Genomic DNA, 15169 nt, shown 5'->3' with positions numbered 1-15169 from the left:
CAAGATCTGATGTTCCTACGACACGACTGTTGCCCGGCACCGCCATGGGTGCCGGGCAACAGGTCTGGGTGGGGCGCTACGCGCGGCCGGCCGACTTCTGGGTCTTCCGGGTGACCGCGTCGATGACCACGGTCGCCAGCAGGACACCACCGGTGATCATGTACTGGACCGGGGCGGCGATGCCTTCCAGGGCCAGGCCGTACTGGATGGAGACGATCACCAGGACACCGAGCAGGGCGTTCCAGGTGCGGCCCCGGCCGCCGAAGAGGGACGTACCGCCGATGACGGCCGCGGCGATGACGTTCATCAGGAACTCACCGGTACCCGCGCCCTGGTTGGCGGAGGCGATCTTCGAGGCGACGAAGAGGCCGCCGATCGCGGCGAAGGTGCCGGCGATGGAGAAGACCGAGATCCGGACCAGCTCCACGTTGATACCGGCACGCCGGGAGGCCTCGACGCTGCCGCCGAGCGCGAAGACCTTGCGGCCGTAGGCGGTGCGGCGCAGCACGAAGTCCGTCAGCAGCAGGACCGCGAGGAAGAGCACCACGGCCAGCGGCAGGCCCTTGTACTGGTTGTAGACGATGGCCACGGCGAAGGAGACGACCGCGAGCAGCGCCGTGCGCAGGATGGTGTCGCTCAGCGGCCGGGAGGGCACGCCCGCTGCCTCGCGGCGGCGGTTGCCGTAGAAGGCGCTGAGGAAGTACAGCACGGTCACCGCGATGGCGAGGCCGTAGGCGGCGGCCACATCGGTGAAGTAGTAGCTGGTCAGCTTGCCGACGACGCCGTCGCTGTCCAGGTTGATGGTGCCGTTGTCGCCCAGCACCTTCAGCATGAAGCCCTGCCAGAACAGCAGGCCGGCCAGCGTCACCGCGAAGGCCGGGACGCCGATCTTCGCGAAGAAGAAGCCGTGGATCGCGCCGATGACCGTACCGGTGAGGATGGCCAGCACCAGGGCGAGCCACTCGTTCATGCCCTCGTTGACGCTGAGCACCGCGAACACGGCGCCCGCGACACCGGAGACCGAGCCGACCGACAGGTCGATCTCGCCCAGCAGCAGGACGAAGACGATGCCGACGGCGATCATGCCCGTGCCGACCATGGCGACGGAGATGTCGGAGAGGTTGCCGGCGGTGAGGAAGTTGGAGTTCAGGCTCTGGAAGATGATCCAGATGACGGCCAGACCGATGACGACCGGGATGGAGCCCAGGTCACCGCCCTTGATCTTGCGCTTGAACTCGGTGACGTAGCCCGCGAGGCCCTGCTCGCGCACCAGCAGTCGGGGGTCGACGGCGACATCGGAGCCCTTCGCCGCCTCGGGGTTCTCCACCGTGTGGTCCTCGGGGGTGCCCGGAGCCTCAGAGGTCTTGTCGATGCTCACTTCTTGATCTCCCCAGTGGTGCGCGCCGCACGACGGGTCACGGCGTTGTCCGTGGCGCCGGTGATGGCGGAGATGATCTCCTCCTGCGAGGTCGACTTGACCTCGAAGACGCCGTTGTTGCGCCCGAGGCGCAGGACGGCGACCTTGTCGGCCACCGCCTTCACATCGGCCATGTTGTGGCTGATGAGGATGACGGCGTGGCCGCGCTCGCGCAGTCGCTCCACGAGGTCGAGGACCTGGGCGGTCTGCTCGACGCCGAGGGCGGCGGTGGGCTCGTCGAGGATGACCAGCTTGGGCTCGCCCAGCATGGAGCGGGCGATGGCCACCGTCTGGCGCTGACCGCCGGAGAGCGAGGCGATCGGGATCCGCACGCTGGGGATGCGGATCGACAGCGTGTCCAGCAGCTCACGGGAGCGGCGCTCCATCTCCACCTCGTCCAGGACGCCGCGCTTGCGGATCTCCCGGCCCAGGTAGAGGTTGCCGACGACATCGATGTTGTCGCACAGCGCGAGGTCCTGGTAGACCGTGGCGATGCCCAGGTTCTGGGCGTCGTGCGGCCTGTTGATCGTTACGGCCTTGCCGTCCCACTCGATGACGCCGTCATCGATGGGGTGCACGCCGGCGATCGTCTTGACCAGCGTGGACTTTCCGGCGCCGTTGTCGCCCACCAGGGCGACCACTTCACCGGCGTGGACCTCAAGCTCTACGTCGGTGAGCGCCTGAACGGCACCGAACCGCTTGGAGACCCCGCGCAACGCCAGCACGGGCGTAGCGGACACGTGAACCATCTCCTTCGCCGCCTGACCCGGCGGGAGGTTGTGCAGAAGACTTTGGGGGGGTCGGCGGGAGATACCCGCCGGAACGTTCCGTCCGGCGCCCCGCGCCTAGCTTGCGGGGCTGTCGAATGCGCGGGGCGCCGGAAGGAAGTTTCTGAGCGTCAAGTCCGGTACGGACGATTCAAGAACGAATCACCGTACGAAGGAAGGGACTTGCCGCTGCTTACTCGAGGCCGATCTTCTCGCAGGCCGCCTTGTACTTGGCGGTGCAGATCTCGGCGACGGTGTAGACGCCGTCCTTGATGACGGTGTCCTTGATGTTCTCCTGGGTGAGCGAGGTGACGCCGACCAGGACGGCCGGGATGCCCTTGTTGGTGGGGCTGTCGACCTTGTCCTTGGCGATGGAGTCGAGCGACTTGCCCTGGGCGAGCGCGACGGCCATCTCGGCGGCGGCGTCGGCCTCGGGGGCGTACGGCTTGTAGACGCTCATGTACTGCTCACCCGTGACGATGCGCTGCACACCGGCGAGCTCGGCGTCCTGGCCGGTCACCGGGACGTCCTTGATGCCGGCGGCCTTGAGGGCCGTGATGATGCCGCCGGCCATGCCGTCGTTGGCCGAGTAGACGCCGATGATCTTGTTCTTGCCGATCGAGGAGATCGCGCCTTCCATGTTGGCGTTGGCGTTCTCCGGCTTCCACTCCTTGGTGTCGTACTCCTTGCCGATGTTCACCTTGCCGTCGAGGACGGAGTGCGCGCCCTCCTTGAACTGGGCGGCGTTCGGGTCGGTGGAGGAGCCGTTCATCATGACGATCTGGCCGTCCTTGGCCTTGTCGCCGAGGGCCTCCAGGAGGGCCTCGCCCTGGGTCTTGCCGACCGTCACGTTGTCGAACGAGGTGTAGGCGTCGATCGGGCCCTGGGCCAGGCGGTCGTAGGCGACGACCGGGATGCCCGCGTCCTTGGCCTTCTGCACGGAGGACTTGATGGCCGCGGAGTCGACCGCGTCGAGGATGATCACGTCCACCTTGTTGGTGATCATCGACTCGACCTGCTGGGCCTGCTGGCTGGCGTCCTGCTTGGCGTTGGCGTAGACGACCTCGCCCTTGCCGTTCGTCAGCTCGCCGACCTTCTTCTCGATGAGCGGACGGTCGAACTTCTCGTAGCGGGCGGTCTGGTTCTCCGGAAGCAGGAGACCGACCTTGATGTCGTCGCCCTTCTTGGGGGCCGACGAGGTGGAGCCGTTGTCGCCCGCTTCATCGGCGCTGCCACAGGCGGCGAGCGAGATGGCCATCGCACCAGCGGCAACGGCAACGGCGGCACGACGCATACGCGTGTTCACTTCAGAAACCTCCCTGACGAGGCCGCGTCGTTGCGGCCGAGGTGGCTGGAAGTCAACTCGGCCACACGTGCGACGTCAAGAAGTAAATCCTTAACGGGTTGGCAACGGTGCCATCCGTTCTCTAAGTGAAGGCGGGTGCGGCCGCGTGCAGGGTGCCGTCCAAAAGGGTGGAATCGCCCATCTCGCTGAGTGCGAGGGCAAGCGCTCCGAGCACCTCCGCGCGGCCCCCAAGAGCCCCTGGGAGAACGGAGAGTTGACGTGCGGCGCTGGGGATCGCGTACCGGCTCACGGACTCCCTGATGGGCCCGAGAACCAGCTCGCCGGCCTCGGCGAGATCACCGCCGAGCACCACCCGGCTCGGGTTCAGAAGATTGCAGAGATTGGCCACTCCACTGCCGATGTGTCGGCCGACGTCGGCGATCACCCGACGGCAGCCCGGGTCTCCGTCCCTGGCCAGCCGCACGACGCCCTCCATGGTGAGATCGGTGCCGTGACCGGGCTGGAGGAGCGGGAGCACATAGCGCGCGGCCGCGAAGGTCTCCAGACAGCCACGGTTCCCGCAACGGCAGACCGGACCGGACTCGTCAAGAGTAATATGCCCGATTTCTCCCGCTGTGCCACCCGGGCCGCGGTAGATGCGCCCATTGATGACCAGGCCGGCGCCGACACCGCTCGCGACCTTGATGTACGCCAGGTCGCGCACCCCGCGGCCGCTGCCCCAGACCAGCTCGCCCAGGGCGCCGAGGTTGGCGTCGTTGTCCACGTGCACGGGCACGCCGAGCCGCCCCCGCAGCTCCTCGGCGGGCTTGGTGCCGGTCCAGCCCGGCAGGATGGCCGTCGAGCCCAGCGTGCCGGACTCCACGTCGATCGGGCCCGGCACGCCGAGGCCCACCCCGGCGACCTTCGAGCGGTCCACTCCGGTGGCCGCGATCAGCCGGTTGACCAGCTCTTCCGCCCGGTCGAAGCCCTGCGTCGAGGAGGCGTCCACGTCCAGCGGCTCGGACTCCTCGGCCAGCACCTGGTGGGCGAGGTTGCCGATCGCGACGCGCAGATGGGTGTGCCCGAAGTCCACTCCGATGACGATGCCGGCGTCCCCGCTCAGCGAGACGCTGCGGGCCCGGCGGCCGCCCGCGGACGTGGGCGTGACCTCGACGGTTCCGCCGTCCTTCAGTTCCCGGACGATATTGGACACCGTCGCCGCCGACAGGCCCGTCGTCCTGGCGATCTCCGCCTGGGTGAGCGAACCCGCCAGCCGCACGGCTCGGACGACCCGCTCCAGGTTGGCTCGGTGCAGCGACGACTGCGACCCCGGAGTCTCCACGACGACCTCCTGCGCGCGGGACCGCTTCAGTGAGGCCCCGTCTATGTCCAACTAGTGAACTCTAAGCTGAGCCGTTCGGGTTGCCTCCCGTCAAGAGGTTGAACGACATCCGGGTGCAGGGACACACGGACGCACGCCGCTCCCAGCAAGGGGAACGGCGTGCGTACGAGTGACTGCCGAGGGTTACTTCAAGGTCGCGGAGGTGAGGCCCGCCTGTACCTGGCGCTGGAAGGACAGGTACACGACCAGCATCGGGATCATGGCGATCGTGACACCCGCGAAGAGCACCGGCAGGTCGGAGGCGTACCCCTGCTGCTGCTGGAGCTGGATGAGCCCCTGGGTGAGGACGTAGCGCTCCGGATCGTCGCCGCTCTGCGGCTGCATCAGGACCGTCGGCAGGATGAACTGGTTCCACTGGCCGAGCGTGTTGAAGATGCCGACACTCAGCAGGCCCGGCTTCGCCATCGGCAGCATCACCTGGAAGAAGGTGCGGCTGTGCGAGGCCCCGTCCAGGATCGCCGCCTCGAACACCGCCGTGGGCAGGGTCCGGAAGAAGGCGTGCATGAAGAACACCGTGAAGGGCATCGAGTAGGCGACGTACACCAGGATCAGACCCTGGTAGGTGTTCAGCATGTCCAGCCGCTTGACCATGAAGAACAGCGGGACCAGGGCCAGGAACACCGGGAACATCGCGCCCGCGACGAAGAAGTAGTAGAGGAAGCGGTTGCCCCAGAACTCGTAGCGGGCCAGCACGTACGCCGCCATCGAGCCGAGCAGCATCGTCAGGGGCACCGAGAAGACCAGCACGATGACGGTGTTGAGGAAGTAGTCGCCGATGCCCTGGTCCCAGGCGCGGGAGAACACGTCCAGGGACCAGTTCTCGGGCCAGCCGAAGGCCGAGGCGCCGATCTGGGTGTCGCTCTTGAAGGAGCTGAGGACCAGCCACAGCAGGGGCAGCACGATCAGCAGGCCCCACAGGGCGAGGAAGCCGTGCGAGAAGACGTTCAGTACGACGCCTTCACTGCGCTCGTCGCCGGGGCGTACGGGGGTCCTGTCCACGGGCCGCCCGGCGGGAGGCGCGGATTCCTTGATGGGTGCGCTCATGGGTCGTCTTCTCTCCCGCTCAGAACTCGATGCGCTCGCGGCGGGTGGCGCGCAGCGTGACCACGGACACGATCAGGGTGAGCAGCAGCATGATCACGCCCATGGCGCAGGCGTAGCCGCTGTTGCCGTACAGCTGGAAGTTGCGCATCATCACCGTCGCCATGACCTCGCTGTGGTGGTCGGGACCGCCGCCGTAGTCCCCGGAGGTCATGGTGGAGACCAGGATGAACATGTCCATCGCCACGATGCCGAGGTAGACCCAGGCGGTCTGCACGGAGTCCCACAGCAGGGGCAGCGTGATGCGGAAGAACGTGTGGGCACGCCCCGCGCCGTCGATGAGCGCGGCCTCGTAGATGTCCTTGGGGATGGACTGCATGGCCGCGGAGAACAGGACGAGGTAGAAGCCGACGCCGTGCCAGACCACGACCGCGATCAGCGCCCACAGCACGATGCTGGGCTCGTTCAGCCATTCGACGGGGCTGTTCTCGTCGACCAGGCCGAGTTTGATCAGAAATCCGTTGAGCATGCCGCCGCCGTCGCTGCGGTAGACCGCGCCGAAGAGCACGGCGAGGATCGCGAGCGAAAGGACCTGCGGGAAGAAGTAGATGATTTTGTAGTACTTGGATCCGGCGACGCCGGTGACCCCGCCGGCCCGGCCGCGTCCGCCCGCGTTGAGCATGAACGCGAAGAACAGCGCGAGCAGGATGGTGACGATCGGGATGAAGATCAGGAACAGGATGTTGTGCCAGATCGCCCCCATGAAGATGTCGTCCTCGAACAACGCCTTGTAGTTGTCCAGGCCGACAAAATTGAAGGTCTGCGACTGGCCCTTCCAGTCCGTCAGCGAATAGCCGAACGTCTGGATGTACGGCCAGATCACGAAGATCACATAGAGCGCCACGGGGGCGAAGAGAAACCCCGCGACGAACCGGTACTGCCCTTTGCGCATTGGCGTTTCCTGCCCCTGATGTCCCCCTCCCGGGCCGGGGTCTTCCCGGCCCGGGACGCGGTCGGCCGAGTGGGTTAGTCCCGACGGTTCTTCTTCGACTCCGGGTCCTTGGCCTGCTTGTCGACGGCCGCCTGCGCCCGCTTCAGCCATTCCTTCGGCTGGATGCGCTTGGCCATCAGCTCGTTGGACGCGTTCTCGATGGCCGTGCCCATCTCGCTGTACCACTCGGTGTACAGGTACCGGAAGGTGTTGTCGCCGGCCGCCTTGGACGCCTCGACGGCGGACTGGGTGCCGGGGCGCAGTTCGACGCCGGAGTCGACGCCGTCCTTGAGGATGGTCAGCGAGTTCGCCTCCTTGGCGAACAGCGTCGACCACTCCTTGGAGAGCATCGTCCGCATGAACTCCTTGGCCGCGGGGAGGTTCTTGGCCTTGGCCGGGATGATGAAGGGCTCGCCGGAACCGGCCCGGATCGCCTCGAAGGGCAACGCGCTGTCGGGCAGCAGCGGCATCGGCAGGAACTTCATGTCGAAGTCCTCGGGCGTCTGCTTGAGCTGCTCGTTCTCCAGCCAGGAACCGCTGGTGATGAAGGCGGCCTTGTACTGGTTCCAGCGGGTCTGGGACTCGGTGTGGGTCAGGCCGTTGGTGCCGGGCATCAGATAGCCCTTCTCGACCACCTCGTAGATCGCCTCGACGGCGGCCGTGGCCGCGTCGGAGCCGACGAACGCGTCGGGTTCGAGGTTGTCGATGGCCTTCATGGCGTCCAGGCCGCCCGTCTTGGCGATCAGGTCCATGATGGCGACGTTGATGTAGTACGGGTACTTGCCCTGGTGGGCGAGGCCGCCGATGCCCTGGGACTTGGCGTCCTTGCTGATGGCGAGGAAGTCGTCCCAGGTCCGGGGCGCCTCCCAGCCCTTCTCCTCGAAGAGCTTGCCGGAGTACCACAGGCCCCACACCGTGTAGATGTAGTTCAGGGCGACGACCTTGCCGCCCTGCATGCCGGCGTCCAGCGTGCCCGGGATGAGGGTGTCGCGGACCTTCTTGCTCGGGTCGTCGATCGAGGGGGCGTCCAGGACCTCGGCGAGGTCGAGGAGCTGGCCGTTCTTGTAGAGCACGTCGATGGGGATCTGCTGGGCGCCGGAGTCGTCGACGATGTCCGGCGGGTTGCCCGCGTTGAAGCGGGGCTGGAGCTTGCCGGTGATCTCCTGGGTGCCGGTGTGGGTGGAGGTGACCCCCCACTTCTTCTCGAAGGACGCCTCCCACGCCTTGGCGTAGTCGTCGCCGTAGCCGCCCTTGAAGATGACGACGTCGAGCTTGGTGCCCTCCTTGACGCCGAACGGGTTCTTCTCGGAGGTCTTGCCCTCGGTGTCGGTGTCGGAGTCGTCGTCCCCGCCGCCGCTGGCGCAGGCGGACAGAAAACTCATCGTGGGTACGGAGATCAGGCCGAGCGCGGCGGACCGCTTGATCAGATCGCGGCGGCTGGTGCCGTCGGCCGTACTGCTCGGGTCGGAAGTGGATCCCATGCTCAAGTCCTCGCCTTCTCCAGGACTCAGGCGGTGAACCGGATCCCCCGGCACCGCGGTCAGGTCAAGCAGGGTCGTGCAGGAACTACCGTGAATCGCCGACAGGTATAGTCCACTTCCCGCCAGCGGAGCAAGATCGAATGCAAGGTTGGCCATCGGTCTTTTCCGAGTTGAGACCTCTCGGAAATATGGGCGGGCCGCGGGTTCCCCGGCGGAAAAATCCCTGCGTGCACCATCGAACACCACACTCAACACCCTTGACAGGGCATACCACTTGAGCACCTACTGTTCCTTGCGCATCGAAGTTGACAACGTTGTCCAGAGCGCAGGGAGGGTCCTTGCTGATGAGGCACAGACGTGGCACGGCGGTCGCCTGGGCGACCGCCTTCGCTTTGGCGGTGGGCTCGCAGGGCGTGGCCGTCGCCCTTCCGGAGGCCCCCTCGGTGGAGCGGGAATTCGCCTCCTCCTTCGAGGCCGGCGACCCCGCCCCGGACTGGCTGAACACCGTCGACACCGCACCGGACGGCAGCAAACGGGCCGCGGGCGTGGACGGCGGGTACAGCAGCGGCATCCCGGGCAATGTGACCGACCGGGTCACGGAGGTCCGGGCGAGCGGGGAGAACACCGGCGCCGGCGAGGTGAAGGAGAACCTCGTCGACGGCGAGCCGAGCACCAAGTGGCTGACCTTCGAACCCACCGGCTGGGCGGAGTTCGACCTGGACGAACCGGTTGGCATCAGGACGTACGCCCTCACTTCCGCCAACGACCACGCGGAACGCGACCCCGCCGACTGGACCCTGAAGGGCTCGGCGGACGGCAAGGACTGGAAGACGCTGGACACCCGGTCGGGTGAAACCTTCGCCGAGCGGTTCCAGACGAAGACCTACGACCTCGCCGAGCCCGCGGAGTTCCGGCACTTCCGGCTGGAGGTGACGAAGAACGGCGGCGGGGGCATCCTGCAGATCGCCGACGTGCAGTTCTCCACCGGCGCGAGCGAGGGGCCCGTGCCGCGGGACATGCTCTCGCTGGTCGACCGCGGCCCGAGCGGCTCGCCGACCGCGAAGGCGGGCGCGGGCTTCACCGGAAAGCGGGCGCTGCGCTACGCCGGCCGACACCTGGCCGACGGGCGGGCGTACTCGTACAACAAGATCTTCGACGTGAACGTGAGGGTCGGGCTGGACACCCGGTTGTCGTACCGGATCTTCCCGTCGATGGCCGACGGCGACCTGGACTACGACGCCACGAACGTCTCCGTGGACCTGGTCTTCACCGACGGCACCCACCTCAGCGAGCTGAGGGCGAGCGACCAGCACGGGTTCCCGCTGACGCCGCGGGGACAGGGCGCTGCCAAGGTCCTCTACGTCAACCAGTGGAACAACGTCGTCTCGCGGATCGGGTCGGTCGCGGCGGGCAGGACCGTCGACCGGATCCTGGTCGCCTACGACTCCCCCGCCGGCCCGGCGAAGTTCCGCGGCTGGCTCGACGACATCACCCTGAAGGCCGTACCGCGGGAGCGGCCCAAGGCACATCTGTCGGACTACGCGGTGACGACCCGGGGCACCAACTCCAGCGGCGGCTTCTCGCGCGGCAACACCTTCCCCGCGACCGCCGTGCCGCACGGCTTCAACTTCTGGACGCCGGTCACCAACGCGGGCTCGCTGAGCTGGCTGTACGACTACGCGCGGGCGAACAACGCGGACAACCTGCCGACGATCCAGGCGTTCAGCGCGAGCCACGAGCCGAGCCCCTGGATGGGCGACCGGCAGACGTTCCAGGTGATGCCGTCCGCCGCGGCCGGCACCCCGGAGCTGGGTCGCAAGGCCCGCGAGCTCGCCTTCCGGCACGAGAACGAGACCGCGCGGCCGCACTACTACGGCGTGCGGTTCGAGAACGGGCTGAAGGCGGAGATGACGCCGACCGACCACGCGGCCGTGCTGCGCTTCACCTACCCGGGCGACGAGGGCAGCGTCGTCTTCGACAACGTCACCGACCAGGCCGGGCTGACGCTCGACAAGGACAGCGGCACCTTCACCGGCTACTCCGACGTGAAGTCGGGCCTGTCGACCGGCGCCACCCGGCTCTTCGTGTACGGCGAGTTCGACCAGCCGGTGGTGGACGGGGAGTCCAGCGGCGTCAAGGGCTATCTGCGGTTCGCGGACAAGACCGTCACACTGCGCCTGGCCACCTCCCTGATCGGCGTCGACCAGGCCAAGGCCAACCTGCGCCAGGAGATCCCGGACGGCACCTCCTTCGAGACCGTCAAGAACCGGGCCCAGCGGCAGTGGGACCGCATCCTCGGCAAGGTGGAGGTCGAGGGCGCGACACCGGACCAGCTCACCACGCTCTACTCCAGCCTCTACCGGCTGTACCTGTACCCGAACTCCGGCTTCGAGAAGGTCGGTTCGACATACCGGTACGCCTCGCCGTTCTCGCCGATGCCGGGCCCGGACACCCCGACGCACACGGGCGCGAAGATCGTGGACGGCAAGGTGTACGTCAACAACGGCTTCTGGGACACCTATCGGACCACCTGGCCCGCGTACTCGCTGCTGACGCCCTCTCAGGCGGGTGAGATGGTCGACGGGTTCGTGCAGCAGTACAAGGACGGCGGCTGGACCTCGCGCTGGTCCTCGCCGGGGTACGCGGACCTGATGACCGGCACCTCCTCGGACGTGGCCTTCGCCGACGCGTACGTCAAGGGCGTCGGCTTCGACGCGAAGGCGGCGTACGACGCGGCCGTGAAGAACGCGACCGTCGTGCCGCCGTCCGCGGGCGTGGGCCGCAAGGGCATGGCGACCTCGCCGTTCCTCGGCTACACCAGCACCGACACGCACGAGGGCCTGTCGTGGGCGCTGGAGGGCTACCTGAACGACTACGGCATCGCGCGGATGGGCCAGGAGCTGTACCGGAAGACCGGCGAGAAGCGCTACCAGGAGGAGTCGCGCTACTTCCTGAACCGGGCCCAGGACTACGTTCACCTCTTCGACGCGAAGGCCGGGTTCTTCCAGGGCCGGGACGCCAAGGGCGACTGGCGCGTGGACTCGGCGAAGTACGACCCACGGGTGTGGGGTTACGACTACACCGAGACCAACGGCTGGGGCTACGCCTTCACCGCCCCGCAGGACTCCCGCGGCCTGGCCAACCTCTACGGCGGCCGCAGCGGACTCGCCGACAAGCTCGACGAGTACTTCGCCACTCCGGAGACCGCCTCGCCCGAGTTCGTCGGCTCCTACGGCGGTGTCATCCACGAGATGACGGAGGCGCGGGACGTGCGGATGGGCATGTACGGGCACTCCAACCAGGTCGCCCACCACGCCATCTACATGTACAACGCGGCCGGACAGCCCTGGAAGGCGCAGAAGCACGTCCGCGAAGTGCTCTCCCGGCTGTACACCGGCAGCGAGATCGGCCAGGGCTACCACGGCGACGAGGACAACGGCGAGCAGTCGGCGTGGTTCCTCTTCTCCGCGCTGGGCTTCTATCCGCTGGTGATGGGCAGTGGTGAGTACGCCGTCGGATCACCGCTGTTCACCAAGGCGACCGTGCATCTGGAGAACGGCAGGAAGCTGGTGATCAGGGCGCCGCGCAACAGCGCACGCAACGTGTACGTGCAGGGGCTGAGGGTCAACGGCCTTCCCTGGACGTCGACTTCACTGCCGCACTCGCTGCTCGCCAAGGGCGGGTCCCTGTACTTCGACATGGGACCGCGGCCGTCGTCGTGGGGCACGGGCAAGAACGCCGCGCCGGTGTCGATCACCAAGGACGACAAGGTGCCGGTGCCCCGGGCGGACGTGCTCCAGGGCGAGGGCGCGCTGTTCGACAACACTTCGGCGACGGCCGCGACGGTGACGTCCGTGGACCTGCCGGTGCCCCGGGAGGCAGAGGCCGTCCAGTACACGCTGACCTCGTCGGGCCACGAGGAGGCGCCCACCGGCTGGGTACTCCAGGGCTCGGCCGACGGCACCGAGTGGACGGACCTGGACCGGCGATCCGGTGAACCCTTCCGCTGGGACCGGCAGACCAGGGCCTTCAGCGTGGCCGATCCGGGCGCGTACCGGCACTACCGGCTGGTCCTCGACGGTGAATCCGCTGTGGCGGAGGTGGAGTTGCTGGCCTGATCCCACCATTCCCGGACATCGCCAGGTACCCCGGGAGTGACCTCTGTTCCACAATGGCCGGGCCGCGGGCACTCGCCCGCGGCCCGGTCACGGGAGGGGGACGACACATGGCGATCATCGGCAGACGTCTCACGGGGTGGCTCGCGGGGGCCGTGCTGGCCGTCGGTGCCCTGCTCGGCACGGCCGCGCCGGCGCAGGCGTACAGCCCGAATCCCAGCGTGGGCAAGTACTACTACGACACCGACAACTGCCCGTGCAGCGGCGGCAATCTGACCGACCCGTTCGACGGGACGACCTTCGCGTACGACGCGGGCGGCCTGGCCGTGAAGATGGAACTCACCGCCGCCGGCTGGTTCGTCGGCAAGGTGGAGTTCCACCCGTACGGCGAGAAGCTCTGGGTCTACGACACCCGCAACGACGGGGACACCTTCGTCGTCTCCGTCTCCTACACCTACCGCGGCTCCTACCACTACGTGGGCACCTTCCAGCCGCCCGGCACCTCCGCGGTCGTGGACCTCAAGGTCGCCGATCTCGACATCCCCGAGGGCGCGTTCGTCGACATCTCCGTCTACGACGACGTGGAGCGCTCCGATCTGATCACGGCGGCCCGTGGCACCGGCGCGGCGGTGGCCTGACGTCATGGGCATCGACCCGGCATGGCTGCCGTCCGCCGCCTTCCGCGCGGTCGGCAGCCGTTCGACGCTGGTCCGCGGCTCCGGGCCGCTCGTGGACACCGTACGGGCCGAAGTGGGCGCCGCCTGCCGTGACTTCGGCGGGCGGGTGGAGCACGGGGCGGGCGACGACTTCGACTTGCTGCTCGAACTGACCGGCGACACCGACGGCACCGACGGCGAGGGCTTCACGTACGCGCGCGAGGACGGGCGGACGACGGTCACCGCCTCCGGCGGACGCGGGCTGCTGTACGGGCTGTTCCATGTGGTGCGGCTCGGCGAGGAGGCCTTCCGCGGCTCGACGGCACGGCAGACCCACCGGCCCGCGGTGGGGCTGCGGATGCTGGACCACTGGGACAACGTGGCCGTGCACCCCGTGATGGGGCAGGTGGAGCGCGGGTACGCCGGGGGCTCGCTGTTCTGGCGGGACGGGCGGGCGCGCGGCGAGCCGGAGCGGGTGCGGGCGTACGGCAGGCTGCTGGCGGCCTGCGGGATCAACGCCGTGGCCGTGAACAACGTCAACGTGCACGCGACGGAGGCGCGGCTGCTCACCGACCGGATCGGTGAAGTGGCCTTCCTAGCCCAGGTGTTGCGGCCGTACGGCATCCGCACACATCTCTCGGTGACCTTCGCCGCCCCGATCGTGCTCGGCGGACTGCCCACGGCCGATCCGCTGGACGCGCGGGTGCGCGCCTGGTGGGCGGCGGCGACCGCGCGAGTGTACGAGGCGATCCCCGACTTCGGCGGCTACGTGGTGAAGGCCGACTCGGAGGGGCAGCCGGGGCCCTTCGCCTACGGCCGCAGCCACGCCGACGGGGCGAACATGCTGGCGGCCGCGCTGGCACCGTACGGCGGCAGCGTGCACTGGCGGGCCTTCGTCTACGACCACCGCCAGGACTGGCGGGACCGGTCGACGGACCGGGCGCGGGCCGCGTACGACCATTTCGTGCCGCTGGACGGGGAGTTCGCCGACAACGCCGTCCTCCAGGTGAAGCACGGGCCGATGGACTTCCAGGTGCGCGAGCCCGTGTCGCCGCTGATCGGCGCGATGCCCCGCACCCGGCTCGCGGTGGAGGTGCAGGCCACGCAGGAGTACACCGGGCAGCAGCGGCATGTGTGCTGGCTGGGGCCGATGTGGAGCGAGGTGCTGCGGTTCCCGATCCAACAGGAGTCATCAGTCGGCGAGTTGGCGCGGGGCGGCCTTGTGGCCGTGTCCAACGTCGGTGACGACCCGTACTGGACCGGGCATCCCCTCGCGCAGGCCAACCTGTACACCTTCGGACGGCTCGCCTGGGACCCGGGGGCCGATCCGGGCGCGGTGCTCGACGAGTGGATCGGGCTCACCTTCGGGCGGGAGGCCGGGGCGGGGCCGCACGCGGGGGTGCGCTCGGTGCTGGACGGCTCGTGGCGGACGTACGAGAAGTACACCGCGCCGCTCGGGGTGGGGTTCATGGTGCAGCCGGGGCACCACTACGGGCCGAGCGTGGACGGCTACGAGTACAGCCCGTGGGGCACTTACCACTTCGCCGACCGGGACGGGGTGGGGGTCGACCGCAGCGTGGCGAGCGGCACCGGGTTCGCGGGGCAGTACGGCAAGGCGTGGGCCGAGGTGTACGAGTCGCCGGACACCTGCCCGGACGAGCTGCTGCTGTTCTTCCACCACGTGCCCTACGACCATGTGCTGAAGAGCGGGAAGACGGTGATCCAGCACATCTACGACACCCATTTCGAGGGCGTGGCGGAGGTGGAGGCGGCCCGCGAGGTGTGGGCCTCGCTGGCGGGGGCGGTGGATCCGGGGCGGCACGCGCGGGTGGCGGAGTTGTTCGAGGAGCAGGTGCGCAGTGCCCGTGAGTGGCGCGACCAGATCAACAGCTACTTCTTCCGGAAGTCGGGGGTTCCGGACGAGCGCGGGCGGGTTCTGTACTGACAGATCGTGATCGCGGTGCTTATGATGCCCGCGATGACGAACTTCTCCTCGTACGGATTGGGGGACTCG

10 protein-coding genes are annotated in these 15169 nt (G+C 68.1%); 3 read left to right on the top strand and 7 right to left on the bottom strand.

The features are described 5' to 3' along the window. Nucleotides 1–76: 76 nt before the first annotated feature. The 7 genes from ICC28_RS06325 to ngcE all read right to left on the bottom strand — a co-directional run bounded on the left by ICC28_RS06325 (nt 77) and on the right by ngcE (nt 8384). The gene (locus ICC28_RS06325; protein ID WP_188287408.1) at nt 77–1378 is read right to left on the bottom strand and encodes a sugar ABC transporter permease; all 1302 of its coding nucleotides are present in this window, start codon (nt 1376–1378) and stop codon (nt 77–79) included. Continuing rightward, nucleotides 1375–2166 (bottom strand): ATP-binding cassette domain-containing protein, encoded by a 792-nt coding sequence (locus ICC28_RS06320; RefSeq protein WP_188287407.1) that lies wholly within the window; start codon nt 2164–2166, stop codon nt 1375–1377. Before ICC28_RS06320 ends, ICC28_RS06325 begins: the two co-directional genes overlap by 4 nt. Before the next feature lie 211 nt (nt 2167–2377). After that, a complete protein-coding gene (locus ICC28_RS06315) occupies nt 2378–3478 on the bottom strand; it encodes a substrate-binding domain-containing protein (RefSeq protein ID WP_188287638.1) in 1101 nt (366 codons plus the stop codon). 133 nt (nt 3479–3611) lie between these two features. Continuing rightward, nucleotides 3612–4811 (bottom strand): ROK family protein, encoded by a 1200-nt coding sequence (locus tag ICC28_RS06310; protein WP_188287637.1) that lies wholly within the window; start codon nt 4809–4811, stop codon nt 3612–3614. A 183-nt stretch (nt 4812–4994) separates the two neighbouring features. Then, nucleotides 4995–5915, bottom strand: a complete 921-nt coding sequence (locus ICC28_RS06305) for a carbohydrate ABC transporter permease (RefSeq protein WP_188287406.1) — start codon at nt 5913–5915, stop codon at nt 4995–4997. Nucleotides 5916–5934: 19 nt separating this feature from the next. Then, entirely contained in the window at nt 5935–6864 is a 930-nt protein-coding gene (locus ICC28_RS06300; RefSeq protein WP_188287405.1) for a carbohydrate ABC transporter permease, read from the bottom strand. A gap of 74 nt (nt 6865–6938) precedes the next feature. After that, nucleotides 6939–8384 carry an N-acetylglucosamine/diacetylchitobiose ABC transporter substrate-binding protein gene (gene ngcE, locus ICC28_RS06295; protein ID WP_188287404.1) on the bottom strand — a complete coding sequence of 482 codons (1446 nt, stop codon included), beginning with the start codon at nt 8382–8384 and terminating at the stop codon, nt 6939–6941. A gap of 344 nt (nt 8385–8728) precedes the next feature. Here ngcE and ICC28_RS06290 point away from each other — a divergent pair, with 344 nt between their 5' ends. The 3 genes from ICC28_RS06290 to ICC28_RS06280 all read left to right on the top strand — a co-directional run bounded on the left by ICC28_RS06290 (nt 8729) and on the right by ICC28_RS06280 (nt 15100). After that, on the top strand, nt 8729–12502 hold the full coding sequence (locus ICC28_RS06290) for a GH92 family glycosyl hydrolase (protein WP_188287403.1): 3774 nt from the start codon (nt 8729–8731) through the stop codon (nt 12500–12502). A 107-nt stretch (nt 12503–12609) separates the two neighbouring features. Then, nucleotides 12610–13137 (top strand): hypothetical protein, encoded by a 528-nt coding sequence (locus ICC28_RS06285; protein ID WP_188287402.1) that lies wholly within the window; start codon nt 12610–12612, stop codon nt 13135–13137. A 4-nt stretch (nt 13138–13141) separates the two neighbouring features. Then, the gene (locus ICC28_RS06280; RefSeq protein WP_188287401.1) at nt 13142–15100 is read left to right on the top strand and encodes an alpha-glucuronidase; all 1959 of its coding nucleotides are present in this window, start codon (nt 13142–13144) and stop codon (nt 15098–15100) included. Nucleotides 15101–15169: the final 69 nt, after the last annotated feature.

This window comes from Streptomyces sp. TRM68416 (genome assembly GCF_014596915.1).
Taxonomy (GTDB): domain Bacteria; phylum Actinomycetota; class Actinomycetes; order Streptomycetales; family Streptomycetaceae; genus Streptomyces.
Note: the sequence above shows the minus strand (reverse complement) of the source record. Positions and strands in the feature narration are given on the sequence as shown.